We start from the raw sequence: 19,067 nt of genomic DNA, 5'->3' as shown, positions 1-19,067 counted from the left end.
CGTCATCCCGCTACTTGTTAGCGGCCGAGATACCGCGAATGAATCGCGGTATGACGTAGGATTGCTGTCATTCCAGTGCCAAGCACTGGGATCCAGCCTTTATTATTTGGTTGAAATTAAGTCTTCTGGAGTATCCGTTCAGCGGAGTGGCAGAATAAGGTAGACAAGGTGATCTAAAAAGATAATCATAGAGCAAAAGTGAAATAATATGGTAAACCTTTTAGAACTTTGCAAAAATTTACAGCAAAAAATAGAAAGGTTAGAAGCAAAAATAGAAAGATTGGAAAAAGAGAATGAAAGTTTAAAAGCAGAAAATAAGGCTTTAAAGATAGAAAATGCTGAGTTAAGAGAAAGACTCGGTTTAAGCTCAAAAAATTCATCAATACCAAGTTCCAAAGAGTTGTATAAAATAAAAAAGAATAAGCCGAAAAGCGAAAGGAATATTGGCGGTCAGGTTGGTCATAAAGGAAGTTTTCGCGCCAACATGGATGCAGATAAAGTAGTAAAGATAGAGTTGCCTAATACTTGCGAATGCGGAGGAGAAATTGCAATATGTGAAAAACCATATATTCATCAGAAAGTTGATCTTCCAGAAATCAAGCCTTATGTAGTGGAATATCAGTTAGAACATGGCCGTTGTCGGAGATGCGGAAAGAGAAGAAGTAGCAAGTTACCGGAAGGTGTTACGCCAGATACATTTGGTCCAAGGGTTAAGTCAATAATTGCAGCGTTCAGCGGATTCTACAAAAATTCAAAACGCGAAATAGCGAGTGTCGTAAATGATATCTTCAATTTGAACATAAGCGTCGGTAGCATATCAAATAGTGAACATAGAGTTGCTTCAAAATGCAAAAAAATGTATGAGCAGATCGAACAAGAGATAAGTAGGAGTAAAGTTCTACATATTGATGAAACGAGCCATTATAACAAAGGTAAACTCGCTTGGTGTTGGATGTTTGCAAGCAATACGGCAAGTTTTGTAAAATTTACAGAGTCAAGAGGAATGAAAGTTTTACAAAATAGTAAATTCTGCAATCGCAATAGCTTGGTAATAACTGACAGGTATGCAGCATACAGTTATTTTGCCGATAAAAACAGGCAAATCTGTTGGGCACATTTATCAAGAGATTTTGAAAGATTAGCACATAGTTGGAATATTGAAGTTAAAGTTCTGGGTTGTTACTTGAGAAACGTGGCCACTGAATTATTTGCACTAAAAAAAGCTTTACTAAAAAGTGAGATAGATGTTTTGAGGTTTGTCAGACGTGCCAGAAAATTAAGAAAACGTACAAAGTATTACTTGAAGGAGATATCTCGTTTACCTGAAGCAATTGGAGCCTCTCGAGTTGCAAAAAATGTTCTGAGATCTGAAAGAATGATGTGGAAATTTTTAGATGACCCAGAAAATATTCCGCTGACAAATAACCACGCTGAACGGCAAATTCGGCATTATGTCGTTTATCGCAAAAACTCATATTTTACACAATCAAAGCGGGGAAATACATTCCTTGAGCGGATAATTTCATTATACTTAACTTGGAAACAAAGGGGTCTCAATCCTTTCCAAAATCTCCTATCTATTGTTTCTTAAACCACTCTCCTGAACGGATACCTTCTGGATCCCAGTGGGCTTTGTTGCATCGCTCTTCGGATAGTAGGTAACGTACAATAAATTCATGAAGCTATCTCAAACTTAGCCATGCCTATTTCAGTAAATTTGTTAAGCAAATAACACTTGAGTAGCAGTTCCTTCTCACGATTAATTTCAGATTTGCTCCTAAAACTAAACCCAAATATTCGCTTCAACCTTGAGAAAAATCCTTCAATATACGATCTTTTTCCGTAATTTACTTCTTCTTTCCATCTTTTTATACCATTCTCACCATGTAATTTCATTAACTGAATAGCGGCATTTCTATCAAGCATATAATCCAATTTTGGATGCTCTGCTGCGTTGTTTTTCGGAGGAATTTTCGTTTTTATACCATATTGATTACACAGCTTATAGAGCTTTTCTCTGTCATATGCCCTATCTGCATATAGTACTTTTATGACATACTGAAAATCGACTTCTTTTAGCAAATCACAAGCTCCATAGTGATCAGACCGTTACTGTATTTTACAGCTATGGCTTTTTTGCTGTTTGTATTCAACATTACATGCAATTTTCTTGTCTGTTCATAGCTGCGATACTTTCTATCTTCGCTATTTTCTTTGCTATGACCAGGAGTGTTGTTGTATATACTAATTCCTGTACTGTCTATAGCAATTTCGATATCTTCCATATTATTTTTATCAATTCTGCAATCATTGATCTTAATATTGAGTTTCTTAAACCTTCTTGATGATTGTGAATAGCTGATAACTTGCAAATTTTTCCCAATTTGCTCAAGGTATCCTGCTATAAACTCAACTGTTTGCCTCAGGCCTATTCTAAATAAACAAGTTATTATGTGCACCAAAATTACAACTTTATCGCTATAAATATTGTTGCCACCTGGTATTTTTGGACCATTCTCGTACCACTTTTCTATGGCTTCGTTGATATAATGAAAAATATTTCCTCTTTTTTCTAGAAATTTGTTATATTCGCTATGGTTACTGACCCTCATTTTTTGTGGCATATTTTTTCTTTCAAGGTTAAATGGCTATTTTATAATGAATTTTGTCAGTAGCCACCAGATTTTTCAGTTGCTATGCAACAAAGCCATCCCAGTGTCAGCTACTTGGATGACACCATTCTTTTTCCTGGATTCCAGTGTCTGGGCACTGGAATGACATCCTCCCTTGTGGAGATTGCTCTCAAATCACAATGTTCGTACAGCTATGCAAACACAAAGGTGTCATTCCAGCGCGTGACGCTGGAATCCAGTTGAGCTATTTCAACAAAAATACTGCATTTTGAGATGAACGTCTATTCTCACCAGACTTATTTACAAGTATAACAATTAAAGTCTGGATTCCAGTGTCAAGCACTGGAATGACATCATAGGGGCACTGCCCTTTTGGATGGAAACCAGTGTCAGCTACTTAGATGATACCTTTTTTCTACTTAGTTTGGGTTATGCAAGAAGTCTATTGCATTCCTGAGCAATTTGATTCATTATTCTTTTTGTAAAAAATTTTCTTAACTTTCTCTCCACTTTTTTGGTAAGGTCACTTTAAAGGAAGTCTAATAGATGCTACATAGAAATCCAGATGAGTTTCTAAAGTCTATTCCAAAAGATAAGCGCATAATGTGCCTTGACATGGGAGAAAAGCAAATAGGCATAGCATTTAGCGATAAAACACAGCTCATAGCCACAGCTCATAGCATATATCACAGAAAAAATATGAGCAAAGATTTAGGTTATCTGCATAGAATATTCAAAGAAAATGAAGCTGGATCAATGGTAATAGGAATACCATTAAACATAGACGAGCAAGAAACTAAATGGTGTAAAACCATAATCCAATTTGCAAATAAAATAATAAAAAAATATAAAGTAAATATATACTTACAAGACGAGAGCTTATCAACATCTATTGCAACTCATACACTAAAAATCACTGGAATATCAATCACAAAATCGAAAAAAATAGATGATAAAATCTCCGCATGTATTATTTTGCAACGAACGTTAGACAAGATAAATACAATCAAATAGTTTTTCCAGATCTGGAAATCTTCAAACTGAATCCCATATAAAAGTTACTCAACAAAACAAGAACCTTTCGTATAAGCATGACAAATTGCTACAGCAAGAGCGTCAGCAGCATGGTGGCATTTTATACTCAAATTTTTAACTATTTGCTTCACCATAAATATCATCTGATCCTTATCAGCATGGCCATTTCCGGTAATGCTTTTTTTTACATAGTTTGCATCATATTCATTCATAGTTAGCTTTGTTATTTTTAACGCTAAAATTACAACCCCTCTTGCATATCCTAAAGTTAGTGAAGATTTAGGATTTTTATTAACAAAAATTTTCTCCACCGCAGCTTCATTCGGAGAGTATAGGGAAATTACTTTCTTTAATTGTTCAAAAATTGTATGTAGGCGTTCACCTGTACCCAATTTACCATCAGTTGATATGGTACCGCCGCCCAAAAATTCAATATTATTTTTTTCGTTCAGGCTGATAATGGCCCACCCAGTCTTGCTTATTCCTGGATCTAGACCTATTATTTTAACCACTTAATAAACGCTTAACCAATAGACAAACAAAAATAAAAATATCCAGACTACATCTACAAAGTGCCAATACCAGGAGGCAAACTCAAAGCACAAATGGTCCTGAAGTGTAAATTGGCCTTTCCGTGCTCTAAATAAACACACTGATAAAAATATTATTCCTATTATAACGTGTGCGCAGTGAAAACCGGTAATCATATAAAAATTGGATGTATAAATAAGCTTTTCTCCTGTTTCTTGTAGAGAAAAACTCGCTTCATGATACTCTATTGCTTGCACTATTATAAAAAAAACTCCAAGCAATATAGTTATGGACAGCATTTTAATCATGCTCTTTTTATCATTTTTAAGTAAAGAGTGATTTGCCCAAGTAATTGTTGTACCAGAAAGCAATAATATTAATGTATTCATGAATGGTAGTGACCACGGATCAGGTGGCAAAATTCCCTCAGGGGGCCATTCAACTTTTTTTGCAGGAGAAAACGCCTCAAATAAAAAAACTGGATCAAGCCAGGCTTTAAAGAATGAACAAAAGAACACTATAAAAAATACGACCTCCGAGAGAATAAACAAGTACATTGCAAATTTGAGTCCATGTTTTACAATGGCAGTGTGACATTTGTCATAAATGGCCTCCCTTATTACATCTCTCCACCAATAAAACAGCACCCCTGATACTGCGGAGATTCCCAAAACTAAACAAAACATTCCGACAATTTGTTTATGAAGCGCGCCAACTAATCCAAGTGCAAGAATAAGAATTGCTGCTGATACAGCAATTGGCCAAGGGCTTGGATCCACTAAATGAAAATCATGTTCTTTACTTTTCATAGCATTTTAAAAAATACTTATTAAGGATACAAATTAGCTTAAAATTGTCAATGTTCCTTAGGAAATTGATTGAATCTTGAAAAATTATATGCACCGTTCAAAAAATCTAACACAAATTGTGCAGTTATTCTAAACAACTCAAGCATTCTGCTCTTTTCGTTTTCTCTTGCTCTGCTGCAATATCCATCAACAATATTTTCCAAAATAATGCATCCAGACTTTACTGAATCACTGTAACAAAAATTAAACCAATCCCTATATCTATTATTTTTCTTGAATCTATTTTTCATGCTATCAACGACAGTCTCGTATATAAACATGCAAGAATACAAAACCGTCATAGCCTCATAGGTATTACTATGCGAGATGGATAAAAGAAAATTAGTGAAATTAAAACACTCAAGAGATTTCTTTTCGCGACTTATACCGTACATAGTAAAGTAGTAGTCATATAGCATTCTATTAACAGTCACTACTCTTTGGGCTACTTCAGCAAGCGAGATAATACTACTATAATCTTCCATTTTGGATGCAGTAATTAAGGTGGTACGAATATAATCACCTAAGAACAACGTCTTTTGTTGAGCATAGAATTTGAAGTTCTCTATATTTAGGGTGTTATTCGCTAACTCAACATTAAAAGGATGCTCAATTATATCCTTTAAAAGATTTGACCCGTAACAGCTCCTAATTATGCCACTGAACACTGTAGTTATCGATAAAAGATCAAGTTAACGTAAATAATCCGCTGCTAATATTCTTTGCTAGATATATTAGAGTAATATGCCTCATCCCAAAACATTATTTCTAATTCCAGCCCTTTCTTAAAAAACTCATACATCCTCTTTTTTTCACAGTCACTAGCTTTTTTATATAGCTTATTTGTAATATCAGTAACCTCATCAATTACAGCATTTACTGTTTCGCTACTATAAATGTTGATCCACTCTTTGTATTTGTTATTTTTAACCCCTTTAGTTGTTATCTCATTTACCATATGGCGTATAACGATTTGGTATATGTTAAAGCAAGAATAAGATGCTACTAAAGCTTCATTAACAGAATTGTGATATGCGGCACTCATGAAAAAGTCAGTAAAGGCAGAACAAGCTCTTGACTTTTTGTGATCATCAGATAGATCACAATCTTCAAAATATTTTTTATACTGTTCTCGAACATAAAATGCTCCTTGTGCCAAATTGATTAAACTACTCATCATTTCAATATCATCAACTCTAGCTGCAACAATTAAAAAAGCACGAGCGCAATCTATACAATACAGAAAATCCTGCTGAAGGTAGAATTTGAATTTTTCATAATCTAATGTATTATTTATCAATTCAACATTAAAAGGGTGTTCTTTTATTTTATCAATAAGATCAGAAAACTCTTTTAGAGGTTGTCCGGAAACTAGTAAATTCAAGCATATTCCCTCTTTAACATAACCCTACTCATAGCTAGGTATATGAAATTCTCAGTGGATGTTGTGAGTAAATCATACTCCTTCGATAGCCTTCTATTCCTATTAACCCAAGCAAAAGTCCTTTCTACAACCCATCTTCTTGGCTGTACTTTAAACCCTTGTTCTCTTGTTGGTAGTAGCTCAGGTGGCGTATCTTTGTGCACCCAAAATCTACATGGAGGCCTTGTAACAATTTCAATATCTATGTCATATTCTTCCTTTATGTGATTCTTTAAATTTCTTCCTTGGTATCCCATGTCAGCCCACATTTTTTTAACTTTAGTATATTTTGTTCTCATATTGTTTAATGCTATTTTAATACCATCTCTATCATTTTCGTTAGCAGCGCCTACGTAACAACCTAGTATAAAACCCTGAGTGTCTGTAATTATATGCCTTTTTCTACCCTTTACTTTTTTACTTCCATCATAGCCTTTGATCCCCCCTTTTTCCGTGGTTTTTACCGATTGACTGTCCACTATGCATGCGCTCGGCTTCCCATTTTTGACCTACTATATTTAGTGATATCATAATTCATTTTCTCAAAAATTCCCTGCTTCTTCCATTGCCTGAACTGCTCATACACAGTCTTCCATAGCGGAAAATCATTTGGTAAATACCGCCATTGACACCCTGTACGCAATACATAGAAAATTGCTTCTAATATTTCTCTTTTGCTATACTTTGGCGGCCTTCCTCCTTTCTTGTATGATACTCTGAAGTGTTTTTCTATTCTTGCCCATTCCCTTTCGCTTAGATCTGTTGGATACTTTTTTCTCATCTTTACCCCGTACTAAAATTTCAGATATTATAGCCTTTTACTTGTTTCCGGACAACCTCTTACAATTACGTTGTACAGTTCTCCTTCTATTTCGTTATACACTTTATAAGCCTCACAATAAAAATTGAATATAAAAATTATTACTAATGCGGTATAATTATTATGAAAAAGCGTGCTATGCTTTAACAATAAGCTAGTATATAAATATGGGGCTGTAAATCAAAAATTTTAGCAATCTAAAGAAATTTTACTATTACCTTCTATATTGAATTCTCTACGAAGATCAGCAGACAAGTTTATGCTTTCCCAAGAAAATCCACCGTCACTTTCTGACTCTTTACCAAAATGTCCATAACAGGCTGTACGTTTATATATAGGGCAATTAAGCGATAAATGCTTGATTATGCCTTTTGTTGATAAATCTATATTATTCTCGATAAACTTTTTAATTACTCTTTCCTCTACCTTATTCGCACCAAATGTATCAATATAGAATGAAGTAGGTTTTGATACACCAATTGCATAAGAAAGTTGCACAAGACAACGTTCAGCCAAACCTGCAAAGACAATATTTTTAGCAAGATATCTTGCCATATAAGCCGCAGATCTATCAACTTTGGTTGCATCTTTTCCGGAAAACGCTCCTCCACCGTGTGGAATATAACCTCCATAAGTATCAACCATAATTTTTCGTCCGGTTAATCCACAATCACTAACCGGTCCACCAATAACAAATCTACCAGTTGGATTGACTAAGAGATTTTCCTCAGAACACATCCATCCTTCAGGTAAAGATGAAACTATGTAAGGGTAAATTATTTCTTTTACTTTTGATTGATCCAAATCCTCAGGGTGCTGTATTGAGACAATAATACTTTCAGCACGTACCGGGAGGTTATTCTCATATGCCAAAGTGATTTGTGACTTTGCATCTGGACCAAGTTTTGCTTCTTTAACTGCGCTCATGATATTTTTCAGAATCGAGTGTGCATAAAAAATGGGTGCCGGCATAAGGTTTTCTGTCTCTGTTGTTGCATAGCCATACATTATGCCCTGATCTCCAGCACCTTGATCCAACCCTATTGCAATGTCATTTGATTGCTCATGCAGCAATATATTTACTTTCACTTTTCTCCAGTGGAACCCATCGTGCTTGTAACCAATATCTTTTATTGTATTCCGTACAATACTTTCAATCCTGCTATTTTTTATGTTAGGCCCAAACACTTCCCCAGCTATAATAACGTTATCTTTGGTGACTAAAGTCTCTATTGCAGCTCGCGCAAAAGGATCAGTAAAAAGGTACTCATCAAGTATTGCATCTGAAATTTGATCTGCTACTTTATCTGGATGACCAGCCGCCACTGATTCACTGGTTACTAAATTTTTATATAAACTCATGTTTTTGCTTATACAATATCAAAACCGCTATAGAAAACACAGTTAGTAACTACTAAATGGTGGGTCTGGGAAGAGTTGAACCTCCGACCTCACGCTTATCAGGCGTGCGCTCTAACCACCTGAGCTACAGACCCATGATTTATTCAAGCTGAAGCTTTCATATTATCTGTAGGCACGATATCAATAAAAGTCTTTTTATTTGCTGATCTTCTAAAGCTGACCCAGCCTTCTATTTTAGCAAAAATCGTATGATCTTTACCTATACCAACATTCTTCCCAGGATGGAATTTTGTGCCTCTTTGGCGCACAATTATGTTACCAGGAATAACCTTCCCATTCTTCTTTATTCCTAACCTACGACCCGCTGAATCTCTACCATTACAGGAACTACCACCTGATTTTTTAGTTGCCATATCTTACCTCTTACTTTTGAAGACTAATTTCATTTATACGAAGAACAGTTATATACTGCCTATGACCAGTTTTCCTACGGTAATTTTTTCTTCTTTTCTTCTTAAAGATTATAATTTTTTCCCCCCTGCACTGCTCCAACACTTCAGCTTTAACAGTAGCATTAGATGAATAAGATAAGCCATTATTTGAAATACAAATCACCTTATTGATTTCCACCTCTTTTTTTTCTTCAGCTTCTAACTTCTCTACCTTTATTATACTACCTTCTTTTACTAAATATTGCTTTCCACCAGTCTCAATTACTGCAAACATGATAAATATAAATTATTGTTATTAACTTTAATCGTAAACGATGTCATATACGCTGTCAATATAAATAAAAAGCATGACTTAACGTTCTTTTTGAGCTACTAAAATACTTCTATCTGTTTTCATCTTTTATCTACCTTTTCTCAGACAGTAGACTTCTTGCATAACCTAAGCAGAAAAAAGGCAAATAGTTATTATAGCTCTAAGTTTACCGACACCGTCATGCAAGTAGCCCCTTCTCCTGTCATCCGAGTAGCTTGACACTGGTTCCTTTATGACGATGTCATCCAAGTGTCAGCTACTCGGATGACAAAAAAAGGAGCACTAGGATGACACCCTACTTAACCGTCATACCGCGATTCATTCGCGGTATCTCTTAACATAGATCCCTTACTTAACCGTCATACCTTAACATAGATCCCGCTAACACGTAGCGGGATACTATCTACACCGTCATACCGCCGCGGTATCTCTAGATCCCGCTGGGATGACGATTGTCGTTTAGCCATAAATATTAAGGAATTTACCAAATAAAAAAAAAGGCAAAAGAAACCCTGGGGTTATTATCCGCTTTAAAATATTGGCGTTTTTTATGTTTTAAACGCTTGACAAGCGAAATTCAGCTGCTTTTAATTGCAACTAACCTACGCTGCAAGTGTTTAAGAAATTTACTAAGCAGAAAAAAAGACAAAGGACCCCCGAGTTAGCTAGTCTTTTACTATCTCTGTCGAGTATTGGCATTTTTTGATGTCTTGTAACGCTTTATAAGCGCGTTCAGCTTATTTAGATAAAAATCTAGATGTAGATGAAGTTTTGTAAAGACATACAGTATCTATATACTGCAAAAAATTGAACATAAGACGCCGATACATTAAGTAATCCTTACCTTTTAATCTGCAGATTGGCGAAAGCAAATACAATAGCTTCACTATCATGATAAGGGGGCTGGCGGAGTTTGTCAAGGAAGTTTTTTTGTTTCTATTCCCAATAAAAGTTTGTTATATGGTTATGCAAGAAGTCTAATATTAAAAATGACACAACAACATAATTAAATTAGACTACTTTATTCTCTTAGTTACTTGCTTTTCTCTTGCTATTGCAAGGCTTTTTTCTGGTACATCCTCAACTATAACACTACCTGCTGCAATTACAGATTCATCATGAATATTAAGCGGCGCAATTAGTGAGCTATTGGCGCCAACAAAGCAATTGCTCCCTATATTCGTTTCATGTTTATTTTTCCCATCATAATTACAAACAATAGTGCCTGCTCCTATATTACTCTCCTGCCCTACTTTAGCATTTCCTATATAACTTAAGTGTTTTATTCTAGTGTTTTGACCAACTTCACTTGTTTTCACTTCCACAAAATTTCCTATTTTTGCCTTATTACCAATTGTTGTGTTTCCGCGTATTCTGGTAAATGGACCGACCTCAGCATTACTTTTAATTAAGCAGTTTTCTAAATGCGAAAATGGCAGTATTTTCGCACCAGACTCTATTTTCACTCCAGTACCGAAAAAAACATATGGGTAAATAACTGAATCTCTGGCAATTTGCGTATCAAGAGAAAAGAAAACAGTCTCTGGTGCAACAAGCGTTACTCCGGAGTCGGTAAAAACTTTTCTTTTATTTTCTTGAAAGTAAAATTCAGCTTTTATAAGGTCATTTCTGTTATTTATTCCCGTTGCTTCTTCTCCACCGGTAATAACGTAACCGACATTTAAATTACTCTTCACTGCAATGGAAACTATATCGGTCAAGTAATATTCATGAGTTGAGCTATTGCACTCTATTTTCTCCACCAATTCACGTAAATTCTTTGCACATGCAACCATTATTCCAGCATTTGCAAGAAATTCTTCATGATTATTTTTATCACTCTTTGCTTCTACGATTTCTCTTAAGGAACCATTCTCAATAATTAACCTACCGTATTCTTTATTGCTTGTCCTAAAACCTAGGCAAACTAGAGCCTTGCCTTCTAAATAACTAATCATTTTAGTTATTGTGCTGCTTTTTATGAGCGGAGTATCCCCATACTGCACAACAACTATGCTTGAATCTGGCAATTCTCTTAGGTTTCTCATCGCAGTTTTGACCGCATCTCCCGTGCCAAGTGTTAATTCTTGTGTAATTAACTGTATATCCTTAAAGCACTTTAGTCTTTCAATTAAAGGCAGATCAACTACAACAGCAATATTTTCAGGATTTAACTGTTTTGCATTGTAAATGACATGCTGAAGCATGGAAAAATTGCCTATTTCGTGCAGAACCTTAGGCAAATCTGAATTCATCCGCCTGCCATGCCCGGCAGCAAGTATGATAAAAGTATGAGCTTTATTTATCACTTATCTTAAAGATGAAAAATGAAAACCATAATGATCAAGCCAACTGATTTTGTTATCGTAAAAGCTTCTTAGGTCGCTGATTTGATATTTTAGCATCGCAAGCCTTTCTATACCAATGCCAAACGCAAAACCGTTGTATTTAGTATGGTCTATTCCAACATTTTGAAAGACATTTGGATGCACCATACCACATCCAAGCACTTCTATCCATTTACTACCTTTATAACTTATGTCCACTTCCGCAGAGGGTTCAGTAAAAGGAAAAAAACTATTACGAAAACGTATCTTCAGCCCTTTATCTCCAAAAAACTTATTAAGGAAGTGATGAATAGTAAATTTTAACTGGCCCATATTGACGTTTTCATCGACATATAACCCTTCTATCTGGTGAAACATAGGAGTATGAGTTGCATCAAAGTCATTTCTGTATACCCTACCAGGGGCTACTATTTTAATTGGGAATTTTTTTGTTTTTTCCATGGTTCTAATCTGTACAGATGAAGTGTGAGTGCGCAGTACCATTCTTTTATCGTTTATTTTATTCTTTAAGTAGAAGGTATCTTGCTCCTCTCGCGCAGGATGATGACTTGGAGTATTCAGTGCATCAAATACATGAAATTCATCTTCAATATCAGGGCCATCAACTGCTTTAAAACCCATATGTGCAAAAATAAGCTTTACTTCATTTATAACCTTACTGAGTGGATGGACCTTGCCCATTTTTTCTGGTCTAACGGGCAACGTGATATCAACCGCCTCGTTCTGCAATTTAAAGTTAACTTCTTCTGTTTTTAGCACATTTTCCCTATTCATGATAAGATGATCTATCTTATCACGTAAAGCGTTAATCACTGCACCTAAATCACGCTTTTTCTCTGCATTTTCTATCTTTTTTAAGTTATCAAAATACGCTCTAACTACACCCTTTTTTCCCAAATATAATAGCCTAACTTTTTCTAAATCTTGCAAAGAAGAAGCATTCTCAATTTCGGAAACTGCTTTATCTTCAAGTGAAAGTATGTCATCTAATAACTCTTTATTCATCTTAAAAACGCTGGCTTAAACTTTCATTATAGTGAAATTTTAAATATCATCAACAATCCGAAAAATTGCCCTATTCTGATTATTAATTTATTGACTGATTAATCTTTTTTATTTACCTTTGCGTTGATGAATTTGCTGTATCAACTATGCACAACAGTAATACTGAAACTAAGAATAAGTATAAAATAGAGGATTTACCTAAGCTCTTTAAGGAAAAATCCAGAAACATAAGTAAAGCATTTTCTAGCGAAACAATTAAGATCAGTACTATTCGCTCGAGAAGTATTGAAAGTAATATACAAGAATTTTCATTTGAGCTAACAGCAACAGATAAAGACACCTTTAATATAGGATTATTTCGAATAAACCCTTTAATTGATTTTTTCAAAATCTGCCTTTCCCGGGAAAAAAAATTTACAGCCAACATAAAAGTGCCCAAAGAAAGCAGTGAACTATATAATAACTACTGTAAAACTAACAGTTATAAAACTGTAGAAGAATTCGTAAATAGTGCTCCGCCTCAAATCCTTCTGCAGGGCACAACGATAACACTACAAACAGACGTTGAAAACATTAACCTGGACAACTTGTACCAAATCGAGTTATTTCTAAATGAAAAGCTACAACATGCAGAAAAAACTGAAAATGAAGACAAAAAAGAACAGAGTGAAACTAACCAAAAAAATGCACAAAATAAACAAATCGTACCAGTTACAGGCCTGTTTGGCTATAATTTAACAAGTAGTAAAAAGCAAGTGATGCGGGTTCCAATAGTTGTTGCTGCAATGCGTGACAATTTTTTTTGGTTTGGATCTTCTTTTCGGCTATCCAATTTTTTTAATACAATACAATTCTTCTTTCAACAGCCACCAAAACTGTCCATACGAAACCAGAGGGCTTTGACTTACCATCCAACACTTCAAGAGACAAAACAGGACAAGGTAACACAAAAAGATGGAATCGACGAAAGAAGAATAGAAGACGTCACAATGCTTATTTCTGATTTCGGTCAAACTACTTCGCACACAGAGTATTTTAAGGCTAACAGAAAAAAGAAGTCAAAAAAGCAGACCAAAGAACTATCAGAGAAAGAAAAACCATTAGCCATAAAACAAGCACAAAATGATGCTAGAGTAGCTATGATAGATAACCAAATTGAGCACAGGGGGAAAAAACTCGATAAAATATTTATTGAAGTGATGAGTGGATACAAAAATCAAGATCCAGAAACATTTTGCAATATTTTCAGCTCAGTATTCAATATTGTTTACTTTCAAGATAAACAATTACATGCAATATTAGAGCCAGGCGAAATATCAGAAGTATTACAGATACTCGAAAGGCCACAACCTCTTAGTAACTCACTTTTAGGTAAAGAATATTTACAAAAACAAGTATATAGAAAAAAAGAGCAATTGCTTAAATTAGTTTCAGGTGTTTATATACAACAACCTTCTCCACAACATGAAAATACTCCTCATAAATCTACAAACCCTTTACCAATTAAAGATCTTTCACCAGCAACAAATGAAGCTAAAACTCTACCACCTACTAACATTACACTCAAATCATCATTAAAAACTGTATTTTCCTCAAAAAAGGCTTATTTTTGTCTATTTATAATAGTAGCATCTGCATCAACACTTTGCTTATGGCATTTTCCGTTAGGAAAAGTGTCAATGTTAAAAGGATTAGTGCCACCAGAAAAAAGAGAAAGTATTGGGCTAGCATTGAACATAGGGTTACCAATATTAACTGCATTATGTGTTCTGAGTTTGGCTTATTTCATATATTCTGAATATTCTATAGAATCTATTGAACAAGTAAGTGAAAACGATCCCCTTTCTCGCGCCTATAGCTAGTGCAGGCTCAGTTTTCCTACGTCATACCGTCACGGTATCTCTAGATCCCGCTAACACGTAGCGGGATGACGAATTTGTCGTTTTTTAAATTGTCGGTAAACCAGAATTACTTTAACTATAACAAAATAGAAATAAGTTGTTGTAAAAAATTTTTCATGGTAAAATTATTTATTTTCACCATATGTTTAAAGGAATTATCACGGATATCGGGACTATAACTGATACTACCACTCACTCCAACTCTGATCAAATTTTCCATATCAAGACACAAAATTTATCCTCTATAAATAAAGGAGATTCAATAGCTTGCTCTGGTGTGTGTTTAACTGTTGTTGATATAATGAGCGATACATTTACAGTCCAAGCATCTCAAGAAACTATGAAGGTTGCTAACTTAAATACGTGGAGAATAGGAAAAAAAATAAATCTCGAACAAGCAATGAGATTAAGTGATAAGATCGATGGCCACCTAGTTCAGGGTCATGTTGACGGGATAGTAAAATTTTTAACAATTAATCAAAATTTAGATTCTCATGAAATCAAACTATCGTGCCCACAAGAATTAATTAAATTTGTTGCAAAAAAAAGCTCCGTTACACTAGATGGGGTTTCCCTCACAGTGAATTCAGTTATTAATCAGGAATTTACAGTAAATATCACTCCCTATACATGGGAAAATACAACTTTTCAGTACAACAAAGTAAATGATTATTTGAATTTAGAAATTGACATGATCGCTAGGTATTTAGATCAATTGATGCAGCATAAATACAATTAATTTTACAACCTTGTTATTTACAACTATTATATCTTGAAAACCATATAGATATAAAACATGCTTTTCGATAGCCTAATTATCTTCATTGTTGTTCTATGCGTAATAATCTCGGTAACTAGAGGCTTTATAAAAGAGCTATGCGCACTAATGTTTCTATTTTTATCGGTCTTTCTGACAGCTAATCACTATGATTTTTTCGCTCCAAATTATAGTAAATATTTTGATTCTAAAGTTACACTAAACATACTTTCTACAATCTCTGTATTTATTATACTTAATCTTATATTCATGATAATAAATAACTGGCTAATGTACATATTATCACCCATAAGGTTGGGGTTTATCGATAGAGTTACTGGAATCTTTCTCGGAGTGCTTAAAGGAATATTGCTCTCTTATGTATTATTTTTTGCTGTGCACTTATATTGCTACACAGTATATGACAAAAAAGAGGGAGAGTATAAAATAGAAGCAGAAGACATATTGCCTAATTGGATAATAAATTCACACTCTTATCAGGCTTTATTTGTGACAGCAGAAGAAGTAATTGACATGTATGTACCAGAGTCGTTGATACTAAAAATAAAAGAGATCGGTGGAGAAATGGTTGATCAAGAAAAACCTAAAAACAATAAAAAAGAAGAGTAAATATTTATTTATAAATATTTTCATTGGGAGTATTCAAAAAGCCATATGTGCCAGGTTAAGAGCACAGAATTTTTTACTGGAAATATTAATTTTGTTTTAGCAATAAATCAACTTAAGGTCATAATATCTTGACATTTATTTAATGTTGCTATATAATAGCTATGTACATTTTGTGTACTATAGCAATAAAATTACCTTGTAATAGGTGTATTGGACCCGAGGGCAGTACTCGGCGCCTCCACCATGTTTTTTAATTATACGGGGGCGATTAAGGATCGACATGCATAGTAAAGATGGTAGCTTTGCTCGGTTAGACACCACCGCTAAGAGTTCATAATTTAAATGCAAACGATAATTTTGCTGCTGAAGAATATCGTGTTGTTGCTTAATTTAGCACAACCAATTTATTACTAAAGCACGGTTCAGGGAACGCCGGGTAACAGAAGTTCCCCCAAAATTTACGTATGTGAAAGTTATATGGAGCAAACAGATTACAAAAAACTGCTTAATTCTGCTAAGTTTCAAGTTATCAAAAAGACTTTAGATGTTATATCAGGTAATGGTTTTATCCCTCACTTAGAAATATTATTTTTCACATATTTTAATGGTGTGACCATGCCAGATCGTTTGAAAAAGTCATACCCTACTCAAATGCTTATTATATTACAGCATCAATTCTATGATTTAAAAGTTTCTGAGGATAAATTTAGCGTCAGTTTGAGTTTTCAAGGAAAACAAGAGCGAATTACTATACCGTTTTTTGCTATTAGTGAGTTTCGTGATAAAATTTCAGGAGATGTTTTAATATTTGACAAAATCAGTATCGACTCTGATAAAGAATACAAAAGTGAAAAATGTACTGAAAAACTATCAAACGGTAGTATTATATCCATAGATCAACTGCGTGATGAGTAACTGCTCATCTTTATAAACAAAAAATATTAATAGAAAAAAGTGGTCTAACTTCAGTAATAGAATAGAGGGTAGATAAATATGCTAAATCTTTAATTATTTATTAACGCAGGTGGCAAAATTTTTCTTACATATCATCAACTTCCTTTATTGAAAAATTCAGAAAAATGTTGTATAATTATTAGTAGACTTTGGTAAAACATATGACAGATTCAGGAATTAGTATAACTTTTGACCCAAAAACTTCACATAACCTTACTAAGTTAGCTGAAATCACCAAGGAATCCGTTCAAGAACTAGCAAAAAGGTTAGTCATCGAAGGAATCGAGTGCGAAGTAGAAGATATTGCGTTATATAAAACTATTAAGGAATGTGAGGATGTAGACTGGAACACAGTACTATCTGAAAGGGAGAGGACATAAACTGAAATACGATATTGTCTACTCAAAAAACTTTACTGAAAGAGATTTTCTAAATCTTCCAAAAACAATAAGATCAAGGATTACAAAAGCGATAAACGAGCGGCTTACAACTGATCCAATTAAATTTGGTAAACCATTACGTGGCAGGCTAAAAGGGTGTAGAAGAATAAGGGTTAGTGATTATCGAATTATTTATACTGTAAATATTGCAAAACATAAGGTATTTGTTGCTACAGCAGGACATAGAGACACCATTTATGAGAAGGCTACTTGATAAACATTAAATATATTTTTATACAGCCTTCCTTCCTTCCTTTCTTTATTGAAAAATTAAAAAAAATGTTGTATAATTATTAGTGGACTTTGGTAAAACATATGGCAAATTCAGGCATTAACATAGCTCTTAGCGAAGAAACTTTAAAGCATCTTGCTGAATTATCTGAATTTACTAAACAGCCCGTTCAAGAATTAGCAGGAAAACTATTTAGAGAAGCAGTTGAGCTTGAAATGGAGGATTTTTTAGTATCTAAAATTTCTGATGAGCGTGATGTTGAAGGTGCAGAAACAGTTGATTTTGAAGATATTAAGTGGGATTAGAGCGTTATACCAATTCTCATTGTTGTCCAGTCAAATAGGAAACATTGCAGAGTTGTTTAATTGTGGAGCTGGCAAGAGAAGTAATAAATTTGCACAAAGCACCCTCAAGTAGAGCAATTGTATCGTATATTTTATTGCGCAAAATGTTCTGTTTTATATATAACCAAAGCCTCTCAACAGGATTTAGCTCAGGTGAGTATGGAGGTAGGTATATAATGTCGATATTTTTAGGTACCTTTAAATTTTTTGACCTATGCCAACTAGCACAGTCCATAACGAGAAAAGCCTCTCGTGTTTCTAGATATTGCGAAATTTGCTCAAGAAATATGTTCATGCAATCAGTGTTGACATTTGGTGCAAATAAGCTAGAACTCTCTCGATTTCTAGGATTAACTGCACTATAGAGATAGAAATTTTGCCTACCTAATTTTGTTTTAACCTGTGTTCTAATCCCCTTTTTAAACCACCCATGTCCAACTTTTGAATGTGTGCCAAACCATGATTCATCAAAGAAAAATAGCTCTTTTTCTGGATACTTGCTAATAGCTCCATTGAGATTTTTTTTTGAATTCCTCTTGTTTGCTTTTATCTTGTCCATTATGAACTGGTCTTGGTGTAATATATGAGAATTTCATCTTTTGCATATGGCGGTGTACTGTAGATTTGCTGATATTTAATCCGAACTTTTCCTGGATTCTTATTCTCATTTCTTTAATGGTGATATTAGGATTTTCTTCTATCCACTCTTCAATTTGCTGTAGTTGAGCCTGATTTAATTTAGTTTTTCTACGACGTTGTGAAGGAGCAAACAGTTTTTCTTCTCTGCCAATTTTCAAGAGTTTTACCCACGAAGTTAGTGCGCTTCTTGAAATGCAATATATTTTTGCTACAGCCGTTATACTGTACTTTTTTGCTGCAATTACAGCATTTAGTTTTTTTGAAACATATGCATTATTCCTTACTTTCTTCAGCATTTCTTTTGCTGATTCTACTACTTTTTCATCCAATAATTTTGATCTTAATGCCATTTAAACCTCGCTATTTTACTTACTTCAGTATGGCTTTTCTTCCATCATTG

Annotated in this window: 24 protein-coding genes, 1 tRNA gene and 1 other RNA gene; 11 read left to right on the top strand and 15 right to left on the bottom strand. The window is 34.3% G+C overall.

What is annotated here, in order from left to right; all coding sequences use genetic code 11:
• Positions 1–208: 208 nt before the first annotated feature.
• Positions 209–1,591 carry an IS66-like element ISWen3 family transposase gene (locus AAGD51_RS04265; protein WP_341810379.1) on the top strand — a complete coding sequence of 461 codons (1,383 nt, stop codon included), beginning with the start codon at positions 209–211 and terminating at the stop codon, positions 1,589–1,591.
• Positions 1,592–1,674: 83 nt separating this feature from the next.
• On the opposite strand, the gene AAGD51_RS04260 is transcribed toward AAGD51_RS04265, so the two are convergent.
• Both AAGD51_RS04260 and AAGD51_RS04255 read right to left on the bottom strand, forming a co-directional pair.
• Entirely contained in the window at positions 1,675–2,082 is a 408-nt protein-coding gene (locus AAGD51_RS04260) for a transposase (protein WP_049973602.1), read from the bottom strand.
• Positions 2,076–2,624, bottom strand: coding sequence for a transposase (locus AAGD51_RS04255; RefSeq protein WP_341810376.1), 549 nt, complete (start codon positions 2,622–2,624; stop codon positions 2,076–2,078). The genes AAGD51_RS04260 and AAGD51_RS04255 overlap by 7 nt, the downstream gene beginning before the upstream one ends.
• Positions 2,625–2,696: 72 nt before the next feature.
• Here AAGD51_RS04255 and AAGD51_RS04250 point away from each other — a divergent pair, with 72 nt between their 5' ends.
• Both AAGD51_RS04250 and ruvX read left to right on the top strand, forming a co-directional pair.
• A complete protein-coding gene (locus tag AAGD51_RS04250; protein WP_144054585.1) occupies positions 2,697–2,876 on the top strand; it encodes a hypothetical protein in 180 nt (59 codons plus the stop codon).
• A 303-nt stretch (positions 2,877–3,179) separates the two neighbouring features.
• Complete coding sequence (ruvX, locus tag AAGD51_RS04245; protein ID WP_077188502.1) at positions 3,180–3,647, top strand: Holliday junction resolvase RuvX; 468 nt, start codon at positions 3,180–3,182, stop codon at positions 3,645–3,647.
• Positions 3,648–3,691: 44 nt separating this feature from the next.
• Here the strand turns inward: ruvX and ruvC are convergent, their stop codons facing one another.
• The 12 genes from ruvC to pheS all read right to left on the bottom strand — a co-directional run bounded on the left by ruvC (position 3,692) and on the right by pheS (position 12,770).
• On the bottom strand, positions 3,692–4,180 hold the full coding sequence (gene ruvC / locus AAGD51_RS04240) for a crossover junction endodeoxyribonuclease RuvC (protein ID WP_015588791.1): 489 nt from the start codon (positions 4,178–4,180) through the stop codon (positions 3,692–3,694).
• Positions 4,181–5,008, bottom strand: a complete 828-nt coding sequence (locus tag AAGD51_RS04235) for a cytochrome c oxidase subunit 3 (protein WP_006279354.1) — start codon at positions 5,006–5,008, stop codon at positions 4,181–4,183. It abuts the gene before it with no gap.
• Positions 5,009–5,055: 47 nt separating this feature from the next.
• On the bottom strand, positions 5,056–5,715 hold the full coding sequence (locus tag AAGD51_RS04230) for a TenA family protein (protein WP_010962391.1): 660 nt from the start codon (positions 5,713–5,715) through the stop codon (positions 5,056–5,058).
• Positions 5,716–5,759: 44 nt separating this feature from the next.
• The gene (locus AAGD51_RS04225) at positions 5,760–6,431 is read right to left on the bottom strand and encodes a TenA family protein (protein WP_070356740.1); all 672 of its coding nucleotides are present in this window, start codon (positions 6,429–6,431) and stop codon (positions 5,760–5,762) included.
• Positions 6,428–6,949 carry an IS5 family transposase gene (locus AAGD51_RS07255; RefSeq protein WP_410542054.1) on the bottom strand — a complete coding sequence of 174 codons (522 nt, stop codon included), beginning with the start codon at positions 6,947–6,949 and terminating at the stop codon, positions 6,428–6,430. The genes AAGD51_RS04225 and AAGD51_RS07255 overlap by 4 nt, the downstream gene beginning before the upstream one ends.
• Complete coding sequence (locus AAGD51_RS07250) at positions 6,949–7,251, bottom strand: transposase (protein ID WP_410542053.1); 303 nt, start codon at positions 7,249–7,251, stop codon at positions 6,949–6,951. Before AAGD51_RS07250 ends, AAGD51_RS07255 begins: the two co-directional genes overlap by 1 nt.
• 228 nt (positions 7,252–7,479) lie before the next feature.
• Positions 7,480–8,652 carry a methionine adenosyltransferase gene (gene metK / locus AAGD51_RS04215; protein WP_006279561.1) on the bottom strand — a complete coding sequence of 391 codons (1,173 nt, stop codon included), beginning with the start codon at positions 8,650–8,652 and terminating at the stop codon, positions 7,480–7,482.
• A gap of 57 nt (positions 8,653–8,709) precedes the next feature.
• Positions 8,710–8,786 (bottom strand) — tRNA-Ile (locus AAGD51_RS04210).
• A gap of 9 nt (positions 8,787–8,795) precedes the next feature.
• Positions 8,796–9,065, bottom strand: a complete 270-nt coding sequence (rpmA, locus tag AAGD51_RS04205; protein WP_006279564.1) for a 50S ribosomal protein L27 — start codon at positions 9,063–9,065, stop codon at positions 8,796–8,798.
• 10 nt (positions 9,066–9,075) lie between these two features.
• On the bottom strand, positions 9,076–9,378 hold the full coding sequence (gene rplU, locus AAGD51_RS04200; protein ID WP_006279565.1) for a 50S ribosomal protein L21: 303 nt from the start codon (positions 9,376–9,378) through the stop codon (positions 9,076–9,078).
• 1,055 nt (positions 9,379–10,433) lie between these two features.
• Complete coding sequence (glmU, locus tag AAGD51_RS04195) at positions 10,434–11,726, bottom strand: bifunctional UDP-N-acetylglucosamine diphosphorylase/glucosamine-1-phosphate N-acetyltransferase GlmU (protein WP_077188522.1); 1,293 nt, start codon at positions 11,724–11,726, stop codon at positions 10,434–10,436.
• Positions 11,727–12,770: a phenylalanine--tRNA ligase subunit alpha gene (gene pheS, locus AAGD51_RS04190; RefSeq protein ID WP_077188521.1), complete on the bottom strand. Its 1,044-nt coding sequence runs from the start codon at positions 12,768–12,770 to the stop codon at positions 11,727–11,729.
• Between the two features lie 146 nt (positions 12,771–12,916).
• On the opposite strand from pheS, the gene AAGD51_RS04185 reads away from it, so the two are divergent.
• From AAGD51_RS04185 to AAGD51_RS04150, 8 genes are all read left to right on the top strand, one after another.
• Positions 12,917–14,632, top strand: coding sequence for a hypothetical protein (locus AAGD51_RS04185; RefSeq protein WP_236515127.1), 1,716 nt, complete (start codon positions 12,917–12,919; stop codon positions 14,630–14,632).
• Positions 14,633–14,813: 181 nt separating this feature from the next.
• Positions 14,814–15,410, top strand: a complete 597-nt coding sequence (locus tag AAGD51_RS04180; protein ID WP_010082169.1) for a riboflavin synthase — start codon at positions 14,814–14,816, stop codon at positions 15,408–15,410.
• Positions 15,411–15,467: 57 nt separating this feature from the next.
• Positions 15,468–16,058: a CvpA family protein gene (locus AAGD51_RS04175; RefSeq protein ID WP_010962383.1), complete on the top strand. Its 591-nt coding sequence runs from the start codon at positions 15,468–15,470 to the stop codon at positions 16,056–16,058.
• A 124-nt stretch (positions 16,059–16,182) separates the two neighbouring features.
• Positions 16,183–16,513, top strand: a transfer-messenger RNA (tmRNA) gene (ssrA, locus tag AAGD51_RS04170).
• Between the two features lie 22 nt (positions 16,514–16,535).
• Complete coding sequence (locus AAGD51_RS04165; protein WP_006279412.1) at positions 16,536–16,973, top strand: ClpXP protease specificity-enhancing factor SspB; 438 nt, start codon at positions 16,536–16,538, stop codon at positions 16,971–16,973.
• 200 nt (positions 16,974–17,173) lie between these two features.
• Positions 17,174–17,392, top strand: a complete 219-nt coding sequence (locus AAGD51_RS04160; protein ID WP_006279413.1) for a hypothetical protein — start codon at positions 17,174–17,176, stop codon at positions 17,390–17,392.
• On the top strand, positions 17,373–17,666 hold the full coding sequence (locus tag AAGD51_RS04155; protein ID WP_341810512.1) for a type II toxin-antitoxin system RelE/ParE family toxin: 294 nt from the start codon (positions 17,373–17,375) through the stop codon (positions 17,664–17,666). Before AAGD51_RS04160 ends, AAGD51_RS04155 begins: the two co-directional genes overlap by 20 nt.
• A 101-nt stretch (positions 17,667–17,767) precedes the next feature.
• Complete coding sequence (locus AAGD51_RS04150) at positions 17,768–17,989, top strand: hypothetical protein (RefSeq protein ID WP_006279415.1); 222 nt, start codon at positions 17,768–17,770, stop codon at positions 17,987–17,989.
• 16 nt (positions 17,990–18,005) lie between these two features.
• On the opposite strand, the gene AAGD51_RS04145 is transcribed toward AAGD51_RS04150, so the two are convergent.
• Positions 18,006–19,017 (bottom strand): IS630 family transposase gene (locus AAGD51_RS04145; RefSeq protein ID WP_236514338.1). Its coding sequence is split into 2 segments (ribosomal slippage): positions 18,006–18,554 and positions 18,556–19,017, totalling 1,011 coding nucleotides; the frame shifts between segments, so codons are not numbered across the junction.
• Positions 19,018–19,067: the final 50 nt, after the last annotated feature.

The sequence above is a fragment of the Wolbachia endosymbiont (group A) of Volucella bombylans genome, from assembly GCF_964026965.1.
GTDB classification, from domain to species: Bacteria; Pseudomonadota; Alphaproteobacteria; order Rickettsiales; family Anaplasmataceae; genus Wolbachia; species Wolbachia pipientis.
The sequence above is the reverse complement of the archived record's forward strand: the minus strand, read 5'-3'. Positions and strand labels throughout refer to the sequence as shown.